Annotated in this window: 14 protein-coding genes; 5 read left to right on the top strand and 9 right to left on the bottom strand. The window is 60.2% G+C overall.

Features of this window, described 5'->3' with window-relative positions; translation table 11 throughout:
* The first annotated feature begins 8 nt into the window (after window positions 1-8).
* Both ACQZ5K_RS03710 and chrA read left to right on the top strand, forming a co-directional pair.
* Window positions 9-764: an aspartate/glutamate racemase family protein gene (locus ACQZ5K_RS03710; RefSeq protein ID WP_137004525.1), complete on the top strand. Its 756-nt coding sequence runs from the start codon at window positions 9-11 to the stop codon at window positions 762-764.
* Between the two features lie 257 nt (window positions 765-1,021).
* Entirely contained in the window at window positions 1,022-2,251 is a 1,230-nt protein-coding gene (gene chrA, locus ACQZ5K_RS03705) for a chromate efflux transporter (protein ID WP_137004524.1), read from the top strand.
* 3 nt (window positions 2,252-2,254) lie between these two features.
* Here chrA and ACQZ5K_RS03700 read toward each other — a convergent pair whose 3' ends face one another.
* Window positions 2,255-3,136: a LysR substrate-binding domain-containing protein gene (locus ACQZ5K_RS03700; protein WP_137004523.1), complete on the bottom strand. Its 882-nt coding sequence runs from the start codon at window positions 3,134-3,136 to the stop codon at window positions 2,255-2,257.
* A gap of 133 nt (window positions 3,137-3,269) precedes the next feature.
* Between ACQZ5K_RS03700 and ampC the strand changes: the two genes are divergently transcribed.
* Window positions 3,270-4,427 (top strand): class C beta-lactamase, encoded by a 1,158-nt coding sequence (gene ampC, locus ACQZ5K_RS03695; RefSeq protein WP_137004522.1) that lies wholly within the window; start codon window positions 3,270-3,272, stop codon window positions 4,425-4,427.
* A gap of 250 nt (window positions 4,428-4,677) precedes the next feature.
* A complete protein-coding gene (locus ACQZ5K_RS03690; RefSeq protein ID WP_137004521.1) occupies window positions 4,678-6,000 on the top strand; it encodes a solute carrier family 23 protein in 1,323 nt (440 codons plus the stop codon).
* Between the two features lie 122 nt (window positions 6,001-6,122).
* Here ACQZ5K_RS03690 and ACQZ5K_RS03685 read toward each other — a convergent pair whose 3' ends face one another.
* Window positions 6,123-7,019 (bottom strand): SDR family oxidoreductase, encoded by an 897-nt coding sequence (locus ACQZ5K_RS03685; protein WP_137004520.1) that lies wholly within the window; start codon window positions 7,017-7,019, stop codon window positions 6,123-6,125.
* A gap of 107 nt (window positions 7,020-7,126) precedes the next feature.
* Here ACQZ5K_RS03685 and ACQZ5K_RS03680 point away from each other — a divergent pair, with 107 nt between their 5' ends.
* Window positions 7,127-7,945: a helix-turn-helix transcriptional regulator gene (locus tag ACQZ5K_RS03680; protein ID WP_078053581.1), complete on the top strand. Its 819-nt coding sequence runs from the start codon at window positions 7,127-7,129 to the stop codon at window positions 7,943-7,945.
* A 73-nt stretch (window positions 7,946-8,018) separates the two neighbouring features.
* Here ACQZ5K_RS03680 and ACQZ5K_RS03675 read toward each other — a convergent pair whose 3' ends face one another.
* From ACQZ5K_RS03675 to ACQZ5K_RS03645, 7 genes are all read right to left on the bottom strand, one after another.
* Complete coding sequence (locus ACQZ5K_RS03675; RefSeq protein ID WP_137004519.1) at window positions 8,019-9,131, bottom strand: FAD binding domain-containing protein; 1,113 nt, start codon at window positions 9,129-9,131, stop codon at window positions 8,019-8,021.
* Window positions 9,132-9,232: 101 nt separating this feature from the next.
* On the bottom strand, window positions 9,233-10,480 hold the full coding sequence (locus ACQZ5K_RS03670) for an oxalate decarboxylase family bicupin (protein ID WP_137004518.1): 1,248 nt from the start codon (window positions 10,478-10,480) through the stop codon (window positions 9,233-9,235).
* 1 nt (window position 10,481) lies between these two features.
* Window positions 10,482-10,949 carry a hypothetical protein gene (locus ACQZ5K_RS03665; protein ID WP_137004517.1) on the bottom strand — a complete coding sequence of 156 codons (468 nt, stop codon included), beginning with the start codon at window positions 10,947-10,949 and terminating at the stop codon, window positions 10,482-10,484.
* 297 nt (window positions 10,950-11,246) lie between these two features.
* Window positions 11,247-11,621 (bottom strand): response regulator transcription factor, encoded by a 375-nt coding sequence (locus ACQZ5K_RS03660; protein WP_137004516.1) that lies wholly within the window; start codon window positions 11,619-11,621, stop codon window positions 11,247-11,249.
* A 65-nt stretch (window positions 11,622-11,686) separates the two neighbouring features.
* A complete protein-coding gene (locus ACQZ5K_RS03655) occupies window positions 11,687-12,343 on the bottom strand; it encodes a response regulator transcription factor (RefSeq protein WP_137004515.1) in 657 nt (218 codons plus the stop codon).
* The gene (locus tag ACQZ5K_RS03650; protein WP_137004514.1) at window positions 12,336-13,916 is read right to left on the bottom strand and encodes a PAS domain-containing sensor histidine kinase; all 1,581 of its coding nucleotides are present in this window, start codon (window positions 13,914-13,916) and stop codon (window positions 12,336-12,338) included. The genes ACQZ5K_RS03655 and ACQZ5K_RS03650 overlap by 8 nt, the downstream gene beginning before the upstream one ends.
* Window positions 13,917-14,164: 248 nt before the next feature.
* Window positions 14,165-16,459 carry an FdhF/YdeP family oxidoreductase gene (locus ACQZ5K_RS03645; RefSeq protein ID WP_137004513.1) on the bottom strand — a complete coding sequence of 765 codons (2,295 nt, stop codon included), beginning with the start codon at window positions 16,457-16,459 and terminating at the stop codon, window positions 14,165-14,167.
* Window positions 16,460-16,616: the final 157 nt, after the last annotated feature.

Here is a 16,616-nt window from a genome sequence, read left to right as displayed (position 1 = left end):
AACGTAAAATGCGCATTCTCGTCATCAATCCAAACACCACGCAATCCATGACCGCGACCATTGCCGACGCCGCGACGCGGATAGCCGGCCCCGATACGGACATAGTGGCCGTCACCTCTTCCATGGGGCCTGTCTCCATCGAAGGTTATTACGACGAGGTTTTCGCCGTGCCCGGCCTGCTGCTGGAGCTGGCAAAGGTGCCGGCGCTTGGAGCCGACGCGGCGATCATCGCCTGCTTCGACGATACCGGGCTCGATGCCGCCCGGGCTCTCGCCGATATTCCCGTTATCGGCATCTGCGAGGCGGCGGTTTCCGCCACCGCCTTCATCGCCCAGAAATTCACCATCGTCACGACGATGGAACGCTCGCGGCTGCCGTTGGAACACCTCGTCCGCCGTTATGGCATGTCTGCCCGCTGCAATGTGCGCGCCGCCGATATTCCGGTCCTGTCGCTGGAAGACCCCGCCTCGAACGCTCGTGAAAGGCTGCGCGAGGAAATCTCGCTGGCCCTGAAAGAGGACAGGGCGGAGGCGATCGTACTCGGCTGTGCCGGCATGGCGGATCTTGCCGCCGAACTACGCGATGAGTTCGGCGTGCCGGTTGTTGATGGCGTCGCGGCGGCCGTCAAGCAGGCGGAATCGCTGGTGTCCATGGGTTTGTCCACCGCCAAGCGCGGCGCTTATGCCACGCCGCTTGCCAAGCCCTATCGCGGATTGCTGGAGCCATTCCGGCCGGACAGGCTCTCCGGGGCATCGGGAGATTAAGATTGAGGGGTTTTCGCTATTTCCGCCCATAAAGTGACGAATGCCAGCTGATAGGGGCAAAATCGCTCAGAACTATTCCGACTGAACGACAGCTCCTTCGCCGGATAATCGCCGAACGACGCCGGAACGTTATCGCAACGTTCCGGCGTCAACGCCGCCAGCCCCTTCATATGCCTGTCATAATGGTATCTGATACCGAAACCGTCTTGGGGCTGATATGTGTTGACGACTAGCCGTTGCACGCAGGGAGTTTTTTGGTGAAATCGTCAACGCGAAGCATAAAGACCGAAGTGCACGGCCAGAGACACGGCACACCCGGTGAGGTTTTTGCGGCCTTCCTGAAGCTCGGCGTCACCTCCTTCGGCGGCCCTATCGCCCATCTCGGTTATTTTCGCGATGAACTTGTCGTGCGGCGCAAATGGATCGACGAGGCCGGTTATGCCGATCTTGTGGCGCTCTGCCAGTTTCTTCCCGGCCCGGCCTCCAGTCAGGTGGGGTTTGCGCTTGGGCTGCTGCGGGCGGGCCCGCTCGGTGCGCTGGCGGCCTGGACGGCGTTTACCCTGCCATCCGCCATTCTCCTCTTTTTCTTCGCCATGGTCGCTGCCTCCATCGAAGGGCCAGTCGGCACCGGCCTCCTGCATGGGCTGAAAATCGTTGCTGTCGCCGTCGTGGCGCAGGCGGTCTGGGGTATGGCAAAAAGCCTTGCGCCGGATCGTGAGCGGGCCAGCATCGCGCTTGCCGGCATTGTCTGCGTCGTGTTTGTCGCCGGCGCCTTCGGACAGATCCTGGCGCTTGCCGTCGGCGCGCTCGCCGGGCTTGTCTTCTGTCGTGCCGATGCCGCGCGGCAGGCCACCCATCTCGCCTTCCGGGTGCCGAAAAGCGCCGGATACGTTGCGCTCGCCACCTTTGCCCTGCTTCTTGGCCTCCTGCCGCTGCTTGCGGCGGTCGCGGCGTCCCAGGGTCTCTCCTTGTTCGATGCCTTTTATCGCGCCGGCGCGTTGGTTTTCGGTGGCGGGCACGTGGTGCTCCCGCTGCTGCAATCGGAAGTCGTCGCCACGGGCTGGGTTACGGAAGATGCCTTCATCGCCGGTTATGGCGCAACCCAGGCCGTGCCCGGCCCGCTCTTCACCTTCGCTGCCTATCTCGGTGCGGTGGTAGGGCCACAGCCCAACGGCGTTGCAGGTGCGGCGATCGCCCTTGTCGCGATCTTCCTGCCCGGCATGTTGCTGCTCGTCGGCGCGCTGCCCTTCTGGGAAGGGTTCCGCAAGCACCTTCTGGCGCAGGCTGCCATGCGCGGCGCAAATGCCGCTGTCGTCGGCATTCTGGGCGCTGCGCTTTATGATCCGGTCTGGACAAGCGCCATCTTCACCCCGAAGGATTTCACCCTGGCGCTCACTGGCTTCATCCTGTTGACGATCTGGAAAACCCCGCCATGGGCCGTGGTGGTCCTCTGCGCGGCCGGCGGCGTTCTGCTCGCCCTGGCATAGGCCTTATTCCGCAGCGCCTATGCTGTTGAACATCCAGTCGGAAAAGGCCTGCATGGCGGGTGTCGGCGGTTTCGATTGCAGCCGGGTCAGCCAATAGCTCCCGAGCGAAATGGTAACCGGAAAAGGCTGGATGATCGCGCCGGAGGCGAGATGCCGCGAAAACATCGATGGCGGCGCCAGCGCCACGCCAAGCCCCTGCAGGGCGGCCTCCATCATGCCCAGAGACGTATCGAAAACAATGCCGGCATTCACCTGCGCCGCGGGCGTCACGCCGGCCGCGGCAAACCAGTTGCTCCATTCATCGGCCCTGTAGCTGCGCAGCAGCGTCGCTTCCATCAGATCAGCGGGCGTTTTCAGCGTCTCTGCCAGTTTCGGCGTGCAGAGCGGGGAGAGAGGCGCCTCGAATAACCGAAAGGCATCCGTGCCGTGCCAGGAGCCCTGGCCGAAACGAATGGCGAAATCCAGCCCTTCAGCCGCCATATCCACCCGGTTATTATTGGTGGAAACCCTGACATCGATGAAGGGATGTTGCTTCTGAAACACCTTCAGCCGGGGCAGCAGCCAGCCCACGGCAAAGGTTCCCACAACACCCAGAAACAGCAATTCGCGCACCTGACCGGCCTCGATCCGGTCGAGCGTCGTCGCCATCTGGTCGAATGAGCTGGTTACCGTCGGCAGCAGGGCCTCGCCTTCCGCAGTAATCTTCAGGCCGCGCGGAAGCCGCTGAAAAAGCGAAACGCCAAGCCGCTTTTCCAGCCCTTTCACCTGCTGGCTCACAGCCGCCTGCGTCACACATAATTCGATGGCCGCGCGGGTGAAGCTCAGGTGCCGCGCCGATGCCTCAAAAGCCCGTAAGCCGTTCAGGGGAAGAAATTGCCGAACCATTCGAGACCTAGATTTTCTTGTGTCTTCTCCGAGATATCATGATTTGTTCGTGCAATGTAGGCCGGTTAAACCTCTTTCGCTGGGAACGGCCCACGGGCTGAAAATCCACCCTAGGTTTTGGAGAACGCGAAAGATGAAACTTAATCGCAGAGATATCGCACTGGCCACTTTGCTTTCGACGGGCCTGTTCACGCAGGCGCTCGCCGCCGATGATGCGAAGCTGAAAGCGATAACGGATGCCGCGATCAAACCGGTCATGGAGAAAAACGGCATTCCGGGCCTTGCCGTTGGTATCAGTGTCGATGGCGAAAGCCACATCTTCACCTATGGCGTCATGTCCAAAAGCTCGGGCCAGCCGGTGACGGCGCAGACGCTTTTCGAACTCGGCTCAATCTCCAAGACTTTCACGGTCACCCTCAGCACTTATGCCGAAATGAATGGCCAGCTTTCGCTCTCGAGCAAGGTGGAAAATTATCTTCCCTCCATGAAGGGCAAGCCCTTCGGTGATGTCACGCTGATGCAACTCGGCACCCACACCGCCGGCGGCTTTCCGTTGCAGGTACCGGATTACGTCAAGACGGAACAGCAGTTGCTGGCCTATCTCAAGGCCTGGAAACCCTCATACAAGCCCGGAACACACAGAACTTATGCCAATCCCAGCATCGGAATGCTCGGATACATCACCGCAAAGGCCATGGGCCAAAGCTTCGATGACGCCATGAAAGATACGCTCTTTCCCGCTTTGGGCTTGAAGAACACCTTTACCGTGGTGCCCGAGGCAAAGATGGCCGATTACGCGCAGGGCTATAAGCGAACAGGCGAGCCCGCCCGCGTGACACCGGCCGTTCTCTCCTCGGAAGCCTACGGCGTCAGATCGACAGCGGAAGACATGATCCGTTTCGTCAATGCGAATATGGGACTGGAAAAGCTGGACGGAAAAATCCAGCAGGCGCTCACCAATACCCATATGGGATATTTCAGCGTCGGCGCCATGACGCAGGACATGGTCTGGGAGCAATATACCCATCCCGCACCGTTGAAGACATTGCGAGAGCTGAATTCCGGTGCCCTGCTCAAGAGCGTGTCGGTTTCCGAAATCTCACCGCCCATGAAACCGCGCCAGGATGTATTCATCAACAAGACCGGCTCCACCAATGGTTTTGGCGCTTATGTGGCGTTCATACCAAAGCAGAAGTTGGGCATCGTCATTCTGGCTAATAAAAACTACCCCAATGAGGAGCGGGTTTCGGCGGCCTATGAGATTCTGACGGCGCTTGAAAAAGCGCGCTAATACCGTCGATCTGGTATCATTTTACCGGCGCGGGAGCTGATTGTTCCGCGCCGGAATGCGTAACAGTGGGAAACGGTCCGTTGCCGATGACAGGTGCAGCCGATCGCGCTAACGGAGAAAAGATGCATCGGCTGCCGATTCGATCTACGGAGGCGGGCGCAAATCATAAAAAGCAAATCTTTTGCGCGGCGACGAACTGAAACCGGAAAACCCGGGAAGCGCGTGCCGGCTGTTTCCTGGGGGGGGCGACATGAGTGATACCGGTGGTTATTTTCCGCGCTGGCGACTGAAAACCGAAGGGCGCATCTTGCCCGATGAGCGTCTGCCTGCGGGGCAGACCGCGGTGCTCGGTTTTCAGCATGTCGTGGCGATGTTCGGGTCGACGGTTCTTGCACCATTGATCATGGGGTTTGATCCGAACGTCTCTATCCTGTTTTCGGGCATCTCGACACTGATCTTCTTCATCGCCGTTGGCGGACGTGTCCCGAGCTATCTTGGCTCTTCCTTTGCGTTCATCGGACCGGTGCTCGTGGCAACGGGGGCGGCCGCGGGTGCGGCGAGTCCTGATATCGCGCTGGCACTCGGCGGTATCATCGCCGCCGGTGTGCTTTATGCGCTGATCGGCGTCATCGTCATGATCGCCGGCCATGACTGGATCGAAAAGCTGATGCCGCCGGTTCTGACCGGCGCGATTGTAGCGGCAATTGGTCTCGTTCTCGCACCCATTGCGATTGCAAGCGCCTCCGGCTCCGGCCCGGGCAATCCCGACGGCGACCAGCTCTCGCGCTGGATTGCGATCCTGACAGTCACATCGGTCGGCGCGATTGCTGTCTATGCGCCCGGCATGGCGCGCCGCTTGCCCATTCTTCTCGGCGGCGCGATTGCCTATATCGCTTATCTCGTGGTGGCAAACGGCCTCGGTCTCGGCAAACCGGTCGATTTTGCAGGCGTTGCGGCCGCATCGTGGTTCGGTCTGCCGACATTCACCGCGCCGGTATTTTCCGGCTCCGCGATTGCGCTAATTGCTCCGGTCGTCGTCATTCTCGTGGCGGAAAATCTCGGGCATATCAAGGCGATAGGCGCGATGACCGGGCAGAACCTCGATCGTTATCTCGGTCGCGCCTTTATCGGTGACGGCATTGCGACGATGTTCTCAGGCGCCTTCGGTGGCACCGGCATGACGACCTATGCCGAAAACATGGGTGTCATGGCGATAACCCGCATTTTCTCGACGCTCGTCTTCGTCGTAGCTGCACTGGTGGCCATCATTCTCGGCTTTTCGCCGAAATTCGGTGCGCTCATTCAGACCATTCCCGGACCGGTCATCGGCGGCCTTTCCGTCGTGGTCTTCGGCCTCATCGCGGCGACAGCTGGGCGGATCTGGGTTGAAAACAGGGTCGATTTTTCCGAGCCGCGCAACCTCATCACCGTGGGTATCGCTCTGGTGCTGGGCGCCGGCAACTTCAAGCTCAATGTCGCGGGCTTCACGCTCGATGGCATCGGCACGGCAACAATCGGAGCGATTGCCTTTTACCACCTGCTGGGCCTTGGCAGACGGGCGTCGGGCAAGTGATGCCTGCCACCTGAACATCCACCATGTTTGGAAGCAGCATCGGTTTTCCCGGTGCTGCCGTGTTGCCATCTTCGCCGCATCGGATCCTGACGACAGGCCTGAGGCGGACGCCTGCCTGCCGGTTATTCGATCGTCGCGTAGTCCATGGCTCTGAGATCGTCGAGCAGGCCCGGTCCAGTCGGTATCCAGCCGAGTTTCTCCCGGGTGAGCGCGCTGGAGGCCGTAAGATCCATGGCGGCGAACAGGGCAAACCAGCCGAAATGGCCGGCGGCGTCCTCTTTGCCTATGGAAACGAGCGGCAGCCCCAGCCTCTCGGCAACTATCCCGGCAATATCGCGCACCATAACGCCTTCTTCCGCCACGGCATTATAGCGAGCACCCCGCTCGGCCCGAAGGAGCGCCATCACGTAGAGCTTCGCCACATCGTCCACATGCCCGGCTGACCAGCGATTGCCGCCGTCCTCGACATAAGCGACGATGCCTTTTTCGCGCGACATCTCGATATAGGGCGAGATGAGGCCCTGTTTTACCGTGTCATGCACCTGCGGGAGCCGGATGACGCCGAGATTGACGCCCGCCTGCAATTGCTCCTGGCCCGCGAGTTCCGAGGCGATGCGCGGATTGAAATGATGCGTATCGAACACATCCTCCCGGGCGGGTTCGCCATTGCCGGGATCACCCATGCCGACCCCTGAGGTGATGAGCATCGGCCTGTCGGAACCAGCCAATACGGCACCGAGCGCCGCGATCACCCGGCGATCCTTTTCGCAATTGGCGGCGAAATTCGCGAAATCATGGTCGAAGGCCGTATGGATGACGGCATCGGCAGTCTCTGCGCCCCCGGCCAGTCTGGCCGCATCTTCCAGCGTTGCGATGTGGGCGGAAGCTCCAGCGGCCTGCAGCGCTTTTGCGCCGGCCTCCGAGCGGGTGAGGCCGATCACCTCATGGCCGTCGATGAGCAGTTCACGAAGAATCCGGGAGCCGATGAACCCGGTGGCACCTGTCAGAAAAACACGCATACAAAATCTCCCGCGTTGACGGGGAGGGTGATCTCATGAAGAATTGTCCTGTTAAAGTAGTGACTTTATCATGGTATAATTCTCAACAGGCTGCGGCGAGGAATGCAATGACGGAGAATGCACTTAGCACCTTCCTGCGCGATCGCCGCCTGCGGCTTGATCCTGCAACGTTTGGTTTTCCCATCGGCCGCCGCCGCACACCGGGCCTGCGCCGGGAAGAGGTTGCCCAGCGCGCCAATATAAGTCCGACCTGGTACACCTGGCTGGAGCAGGGTCGCGGCGGTTCGCCCTCGGCGGATGTGCTGGATCGTATCGCCAAGGGACTGATGCTGACCGATCCCGAGCGCGACCACCTGCATATATTGGCCTTCGGACATCCGCCCGAGCAGCGTTATCGTCAGCCCGAGACGATAACGCCCCGTCTTCAGGGCGTGCTTGACGCGTTGCCCTTCAGCCCCGCGATCATCAGAACGGCGACATGGGACGTCCTGGCATGGAACCGGGCCGCCGCCGTCATCCTCACGGATTACAGCAAACTGGCGAGAGAGAACCGCAACATTCTGCGTCTGATTTTCTCCGATGAACGGGTGCGCACTGCCCAGGAGGACTGGCGCAATGTCGCCCGCTACGTGGTCGGCGCGTTCCGGGCAGATGCCGCGCGCGCCGGCGCTGGCGCCGGCATCCAGCAACTTGTCGATGAGCTCTCGGCCGCCAGCTCAGAATTCAAGGCCATGTGGGATGACAACGAGGTCACAAGCATGCACGAGGGCCTCAAGCGCCTACACCATCCGGTTCTGGGAACAATCGAACTGGAGTTTTCATGCTTTGCGGTGGAGGGACGCTCGGATCTCAACATGATGGTCTATAATCCCGCCAACCCTGAAATGAGCGAGCGATTTCGCTCGCTGATCGCAAAATCCGGCTGATCCCTTTGCGCTTAGCCGTAGGCACAAGTTCCCGGACGACAATGACACCGGGCGCACCTGATTTGACCCGTAGTCAGATCGCGGTCTCGGCAAGCCTCTGGCCATAGGCGGCAATTGACTTGCCCACCGGCAGGCGGGTTTTCTGATATCGTGAAAGGGCTGCAGGCAGGTCATCCGTCTGTCGCAGGGCGTCGCGTAGTGCCATTGCGTCGCCCGCGGCCTTGGAAACGCCCATTGCGGTGTGAGGGCGAACCACAAAGGCGGAATCCCCGACCAGCGCCATACGTGGCGACACCATCTGTTCAGCCTCATAGTCAAAAATGCCCTGGATCGATGGGGTTTCCTCGGCTTCCACCGCAAGAGCCAGTTGCGGCGGCAGAAGGGAAAACGCGTCCCTGCGCAGTTGCTCGCGGCGCTGTTCGGCCAGCTCGCCGCGGGGGAGCGAATGCTCGAAATGCCTGCCGTCGCGGCCGGCGAAGGTGCGGGGCAGCTCGTCAGCCGGTGTGGGGCGATACCACACCCAGTTGTAGCGGCGCTGTCCCTGTTGTGTCTCACCCTGGGGGCCCGGCACGAGGTAACCCAAAACATGAATTCCGGGTGCGATATAAAAAGCGAAGCGGTCGAGCAGCAGGGATGCATCGGCCGGCAATTTGGTTTCCCTGATCAGTCCGCGCCAGGCGACGTAACCCGCAAAGGCGTTTTCTGAATGGCGATTAACCGCCTTGCGGATGACCGAACCCAGGCCATCCGCGCCGATCACCAGATCAGCGCGGTCTTCCGTGCCGTCGGTGAAGGATAGTGTCACTCCATCAGGGCCTTCCCGAACCGCGTTGATATGGTGTCCGAGACGATAGGTATCGGCAAGGAGGCGGGAGGATACGCGCTCGAAGAGATAGTCCCATGAAATCTGCATCTGCGGCGTCTTCTGGCGCTGGGCGACGTGGCCGTCGGCGTCGAGGTAGACGCGCTCCTTCGCAACCACACCGACATGGGAGACGTCTTCGCAGCCGATCTGGTTCAGAACCTCGAATAATTCCTGCTGCGGCACCAGTCCTGCACCACGCCCTCCGAGGCCGGTTGCAGAGCGTTCGTAGACTTTCACATCGTGCCCGTCCTGCTGAAGCAATATCGCCGTGAAGAGACCGGCAAGCGAGCCGCCGGCGATCCGGATTGTCAATGGTTTCATGGCTGTTCCTGACTTTCGATACTGGTTTTGCGTTGCGTCCTGTCTTGGAAGACCTGCGGATCGGGTATGCCGAAACGCCGGTCAAAGGGTGGGCAGGAGGTTCAGCCCGGCATGATCGCCGGTTGGTTTGCGGGAAACTTCGCCACATCCTCGATGCTGACGTTGAGGTGCTGGGCTACGAGCGCCGGCGGGGTGTGGGTCAGCCAGGACGACAGGCTGACCTCCTGGTATTCGGCGGTCTTGAAGACCGCGACGAATTGCAGGTCGGTCTTGCCGGTATTTTCGATGATGTGGCCCTGGCTCCTCTTCACGTAGCCAATGTCGCCAGCACGGAAATCCGCGGTCTGGCTGCGTGGCCCCGCGTCGAATACGGTCATCCGGCCTTCACCCGTGATCCAGTATTGCCATTCGTCCGCGTTGGGGTGCCAGTGCATTTCGCGCACCCCGCCGGGCTTGATCGTTTCGATGGCGGCGGCGATGGTTTTGGACACGGTAAAGGCGCTGCTGTCGGCGAGGCGAATGAGGCCGGCAGCGTTTTCCTTCAGTGGCTTTGATGCCGCGAGCTTATAGGTGAACGGGAACGGGGGAAGCCCCGCGCCGGCAACGGCTTCCTGATCTCGGGAGAGCGGTCCCGGCTCCTTGCCCTGGAATATCCAGAGGTTCTGCAGCGGAATGTTCCGGAACACGTCCGGCACGACGCCGAAATTCTTGGCCAGCAGTTCGGGAGAGGTATGCGCCAGCCAGTCGGTGAGAAGCAGGGTGCCATATTCGGACTGGTCGCCTTCATCGAACACGATGACGAATTCGCAGCCGTCGGGACCAAGTCCCTGCAGCGAATGGGGGTAGCCGGCCGGAAAATACCAGAGATCACCGGCCTCCACATCCTGCACATAAGCGCGGCCCTGCGTATCGAGCACCGTGATGCGGCAATGGCCATTGGTCATGATGGCCCATTCGGCGGCGCGGTGCCAGTGCATCTCACGAATGCCGCCCGGTCCGAGCCGCATGTTGACGCCGGACACGGCATCCGAAATCGCGAAGTCCGACTTGGTCACCTGACGTGCCCAGCCGCCGTTCTGGATTCGCTTGGCGGCGTTGTTGAACGAGCCCCAGAAGAGTTGCATGTCACCCACATCGGTCGCCGGCGGGCTCTGGAAGGATGGAAACTGGTCGTTGATCGCGGAGTTCTTCGGGCCGGGATCGCTGAGGCCCGCAGCATTGGCGTTGACTGCACCCTCGGCGGGCTGGTCGGGATTGCCGAAAGAGGCTGCCCCGGCCGTGCTGGCGGCAAGGGCGGTGCCGCCGACGGCGCCGATTGCGAGGACTGCGCGTCTGGTCAAAGTTTCCATCTCAGAACTCCTTGTTCATGGCGAGTTGGGACGAGGTGCTGATAGGGTGGGCCTGCGATGCGAGTTGGAGCAAGGCGATGCGGTCGATCAGCTCGGCATTGAAGAGGCGTTGCTGCAGCTGGCAGAAGGCTTTTGGATCGAGCGTGTCGTGTCGGCCCGTTTTCCGGGCGGCGCGGGCGGCGACGCAGGATGTCTTGTCCGTGGCCGCTACAGTCTCTTCGCCTTCGGTTGCATCGCCGGCGGCCGCGACAGGCGTGGAATGTCCGCCAAGCCTGTCGGTCGTCTGCGGTGTGAGGATGCGGAAGGCGCTGGCTGATGCGACGTCTTCGGAGGCCGCGAGCGCCGGCTCGCTATCCCTGATCAGGAATGCATTTCCTCCGAACACGGCGACCGCACCCAGCATCAACATTGCTGCGACTTTGAGGTGACGCCGTCTTTGCGCGTCCGCATTCTTGCTGATGGAGGTCATGCCTTGCTCCTGAAAGGGGTGGTGGTGTCGTCGGGAGCGTCCGGAAGGGAAGCGCTTGACTGGAGCAGAGGCTACGGCGGAGAAGCGAAGCCGGCATCTATACAGAGGTCTAGTTCGTATAGCGGAAGGTGTTGGCGTCGAGAGGCATCCGCTCAACGGAAATGCCTGCCCGGGCGGCAGGGCGTCGGGGCATGAAATAACGACCAATTCACTTGGAAGAGATGCAAACAAGCGATGGAAGGCTTGTCTGCGAGCGGATATAGGCTGGCTCGCCCGCTCGGTGGCGAAGCGTCAGCGTCAGGACGGCCGGGCGAGAACGGATTCCAGACATCCGATCAGACTGACGATATTGACCGGCTTGCCGAGAAAGGCCAAAGCGCCGCCGTTCAAGGCCGCATTTCGGGTGCGCTCATCCTGATAGGAGGTGACGAAGATCATCGGCGGGTGGTTGCCGCGCCTGTTCAGCTCACTCTGCAACTCGATGCCGGAAAGACCGGGCATTTTCACGTCCACGACGATGCAGTCGATGCCCGCCTGCTGCTTCGATTCCAGGAATTCTTCGGCAGAAGCAAACAGGCGGCATTCGTAACCAAAGGATATGATCAGATCATCCATGGCTTCGCGAATGGCGGGATCGTCGTCGACGACAGCAATGACGGGAACGGGGGGCAATGAAAGCGACCTTTTCTGTTTTTCTTTCTTCTCTATGCGCCCATGCCGCTATCAAAGATACCATACTAAGATACAGGTGGCCGCAGCTTCTCGCCGATCAGCTCCGCTTTGCGCACGAGATCGGCGACGGATCTCGCCTCCATTTTGCGCATGACATTGCCCCGATGCAGCTTCACAGTGACCTCGCTTATGCCGAGCTCGTAGGCGATCTGCTTGTTCATCAGGCCGCGGACAACGGCGCCCATGACCTCGCGTTCTCTTGGCGTCAGCTGTTCGGCAAGGGAGGTGACGGCGTCGTTCTGGGCGCTTTCACGGCGTCGCGACGCATCCCGCTCCATCGCGGCCGCGACGGCGTCGAGAATGTCCTGTTCCTTGAAGGGCTTGGTCAGAAAATCCACGGCGCCCGCCTTCATCGCCCGCACGCTCATCGGAATATCGCCGAACCCGGTCATGAAAATGATCGGCATCCGGTTGCCGACGCGTTCCAGCTGCATCTGGAAATCCAGGCCGCTTATGCCCGGAAGCCGCACATCAAGCAGCAGGCAGCCAGGTCGGTTCAGATTGGCTTTTTCAAGAAAGGCGGCGGCGCTGTCGAAAGCTTCGGCATCGAACTTCATGGAGCGGAAAAGATCGGTGAGCGCCTCGCGCATCGACACATCGTCGTCGACGATGAACACGATGGGTGACGGCGGCTCCTTTGTCGTCTTGCGTGGCTCAGGCATGTTCCATCTCCTGGCTGATCGGCATGGAAATGGTAAAGACCGCCCCGCCGAGAGGATGATTGTCACCGGTAAGCCTGCCGCCCCGTGCTTCCAGCGTCGTGCGGCAGATGGAAAGCCCCATGCCCATTCCCGTTTCCTTGGTCGTGAAAAACGGCGAAAACAGCTTTTCCTTCATCTGCGCCGGGAAACCCGGTCCATTGTCGTGAACCGCAATATGAATATTGTCCCTGTCTTCACGTTCCTTCCGCACCATGATGGTGCGATTGCCGGTGCCCGCCTCGTCCATGGCCTGAATGGCGTTTGTGAGAAGATTGATGAGGACCTGCTGCAATTCGATCCTGACGGCTCTTATCGGCGGCGTGGCCGCTTTTTCCACATGCACCGTGGTTCTGCTGCGTTCCAGCTCATGTTCGAGAAGGCTTAGCGTTTCGTCGATGAACTCATCGAGGTCGAAGGTTTCCACCTTGCCGCTTGTATGGGCAAGCAGGCTGCGCGTGTTCTGGATGATTTCACTAGCGCGCTGCCCGTCGCGGATCATGCGTTCGGCCGAGCGGCGGGCGGCGGCGAGATCCGGCGGATCGCGATCGAGCCAGCGCAGCAATGTCTGCGCATTGACGATGATGGCGCCAAGCGGCTGGTTCAGTTCGTGGGAGAGCGATGCGGACATGGCTCCGACGGCCGCCGCCTTCGAGGCCTTTGTCAATTCCGCCTGAGCTTCAGCCAGCGCCTTCAACGCCATTTCGCGCTGGGTGATATCCACCATGCTGACCACCACACGATTGAAGGAGGCCGCCTCCGCGGGGAAACTGATTGAAAGAAGCACCAGCTTGTCTTCGCCGCTGTCGGTGCGCACCACCACCTTGTCTTCAAAGACACCCTGATTGTCGATGATCGCCTGCAGTACATCGACGAACTTGCCGGACGAAGAAACGACCGATTGCTGGAGGGTGCCGCGGATAGAGGAATCGTAACCCAGCATTTCCTTCCCGGCTTCATTCGATGCAACGACCGTGATGAGATCGATGCATTGCTGCGTAAAACCCGGATTGGCGCGGGCATGGGCCCGCATGTCGGTGATGCCCCGTTGCTTGAGGCCCATCAGCAGGGCGTGAAGCTTCGAATAGTCGCGTTCCCAGAGTGCGACACGCGTACGGTCGAAAATGGAGCGATAACGCTCCTCGCTTTCCTTCAGCGCCCCATTGACGGACAACATTGCCAGCCGGGCGGTCTCCGTTTTCAAAAGCAGCATGGTCGTGACGGCAAGTGCCGCAAGGGCGACGACCAACCGAAGCGCCGACTGGAAATCCGCATCCTGCGCGTGGGTCGCTGCATAGGACAGGAGGGAAAGAATGGCGCAGGTGCAGGAGACGGCGATCAGCCCCGACCAGCTTACAGTCTGCGCGGCCAAAAGGACCGTGATGACATAAAGCACCGCGATCGCGCCTTCTATGTCGGTATAGGTATCGACGTAAAATACCGCGGCCGCCAGCGCCAGCGCCCCAAGGCCAAAAGCCAGATGGTGCGCTCCACCTTCCGGTTCGCGCGCGCGAAACATCCTTGACGCAATCGACATTGTTCCCCCGATGCGATTTTTGCCGACAATACGGTTTTTTCAGCACAACCTGACCTATACATAGGTCTTGGTTGCCACCGTCGTCGAAACATCAGGATAGCGGTAAAACGGCACGGCGATATATCGAAAAATTCGCATATATAGCCGGTCTTCCACAGGCCATGCCTGATGCCCGAGGTGACGTCCAACCCGAATGGCGGGAAAAGAGCGCGCAAAGACCGTTGCGTTGCGCGCCGGGCCTTCGGCCGTCAGGTGGCTGCCGGACTCACCGTGATCGGGACACCCTTGTAGGAAGGCGTTCCGGAAAGGCGGTCATAATGGCCGAGCGCTACCACCGCATTCATCTCCGGATAATAGCCTGCGGCCGATCCCTTCGGGATATTGTATTCGACCGCGGTGAAACCCTGAACGAAGTGTCGGTCCTCATTTTCCGGGCTGATGCCATGAATATCGATGCGATCGCCATCCTTCAGGCCGCGCGCGGCAAGGTCGTGCCGGTTCATGAAGATAATGTCCCTTCGGCCGAAGACGCCGCGATAACGGTCATCCATGCCATAGATCGTCGTATTGTATTGATCGTGACTGCGGATCGTGGTCAGCACGAGGGCCTCCGGATTGGAGATGAGCGGGTCTTCCTCAAGTCCTGTCGCGACAAGGAAATTGGCCCTGCCGCTCTGCGTGTTCCAACGGCGGAAGGAGGCCGCGACATCAAGGCGAAAACCGCCTTTTACCCGAACCCGGCTGTTGAAATCCCTGAAATCGGGAAAGACCTCTTCGATCTTGTCACGGATTCGGTCGTAATCGGCAATCAGCCAGTCCCAATCAATTCCGTGACGGTTTCCGATGGTCGCCTTGGCGATGCCGGCGATGATGGCGGGCTCTGACCTCACCAGTTCTCCTGGTGGATTGAGGAAACCGCGAGAGGCATGCACCATCGACATCGAATCCTCGACTGTCACAGCCTGCGGTCCTGACGCCTGAATATCCAGATCGGTGCGTCCAAGGCAAGGCAGGATCAGCGATGTCTTTGCTGTCAAAAGATGAGAGCGGTTGAGCTTCGTTGCAATATGAACGGCCAGATCGAGGTTGCGCATGCCCTCGAAGGTCGCGCCTGTATCCGACATGGCGACGGCGAGATTGCCGCCGAGGCAGATAAGTGCGCGGGATTTGCCGGCGATGATTGCCTCCACGGCTTCTATCGCGTTGTGACCCTTCTCCGCAGATGGGCGGAAACCGAAAGCGCGTTCCATGCCGTCCAACAGCGCCTTGTTCGGGATTTCGGTAATGCCGACGGTGCGGTCTCCCTGAACATTGGAATGGCCGCGAATGGGCGCTATTCCCGCCCCGGGGCGACCCATATTTCCACACAGCAGCAGGAGATTGGCGATCTGCTGTACGTTGCTGGTACCCTTGGCGTGCTGGGTTATACCCATGCCGTAACAGATGATGACGTTAGAAGCATTCACATAAATCCTCGCAACACTCTCTATAGCCTCTTTCGTCAGCCCGCTGACTGAGCAGATCACATCCCAGGACGTCGCGTCGATATCGGCGCGAAGCGCGTCGAGGCCTGCGGTATGTTCCTCGATGAAAGCCCGGTCGAGTACGCCGCCGCGGTCCGCCTGAAGGCTCTCCGCATCGAGTTCGAACACCGCCTTCATAATGCCCTTGAGGGCGGCGAGATCGCCTCCGGTGCGAAGCTGGTGATAGGCGGAGGCGATCGGCGTCGAAGAGAGCGTCGCCATCTCGATCGGGTCCTGCGGCGCGGCGAACCGTTCGAGCGCGCGTTCCTTCAGCGGATTGAACACGACGATCGGCACGCCACGTTTTGCGGCATTGTGCAGCGTCGTCATCATGCGCGGATGGTTGGTGCCGGGATTGTGGCCGAAGCTGAAGATCGCATCGGCATGATCGAAATCCTCCAGCGTCACCGTGCCTTTGCCGACACCGATGGATTTCGGAAGGCCGACGCTGGTGGCCTCATGGCACATGTTGGAACAATCAGGGAAATTGTTCGTGCCATAGGCGCGCACGAAAAGCTGGTAGAGAAACGCAGCCTCATTGGATGCCCGGCCGGACGTGTAGAACTCAGCCTTGTCGGGGTCGTCAAGCTTGTTGAGTTCCTGTGCGATCAGGCTGAAGGCATCGTCCCAGGCGATCGGTGCATAGCGATCCTTCTTGGAATTGTAATGCAGGGGAAGGGTTAGCCGACCGGCATCCTCGAGCTTGTGATCGGTCCATTGCCACAGTTCGGAAACCGTGTGCTGCGCGAAAAGTTCGGGTCCGGATCTTTTCGCCGTCGATTCCCAGGTGATGGCCTTGGCGCCGTTTTCGCAGAACTCGAACGATGATGTGTGTTTGGGATCGGGCCAGGCGCAGCCGGGACAGTCGAAACCCTCGGGCTGATTTGCCTTGAGCAGCGTCATCGTGCCCTGCGCGACGATCTGCTGGTGCGCGAGCGTTTTCGCAACGGCTTTCAATGCATCCCAGCCTCCGGCTGGGTGATCGTATCTTTCAATACCTTCCGGCCGTTCTTCCGCCATATCAGAGGTTCCTTCGATTTTGCAGATTGACGATTGTCGTGCCCGCTGAGGCTAACGCAACGGCGAAAGAGTAAACATCATACTCAGGCATAGGTTGCCTGCTCCCTGGAGGGCGGAACGAAAAAGGCCGCCTCCTGCGGCGGGGGCGGCCTTGGCG

This window comes from Agrobacterium sp. 22-226-1 (assembly GCF_053522345.1).
The sequence above is the reverse complement of the archived record's forward strand: the minus strand, read 5'-3'. Positions and strand labels throughout refer to the sequence as shown.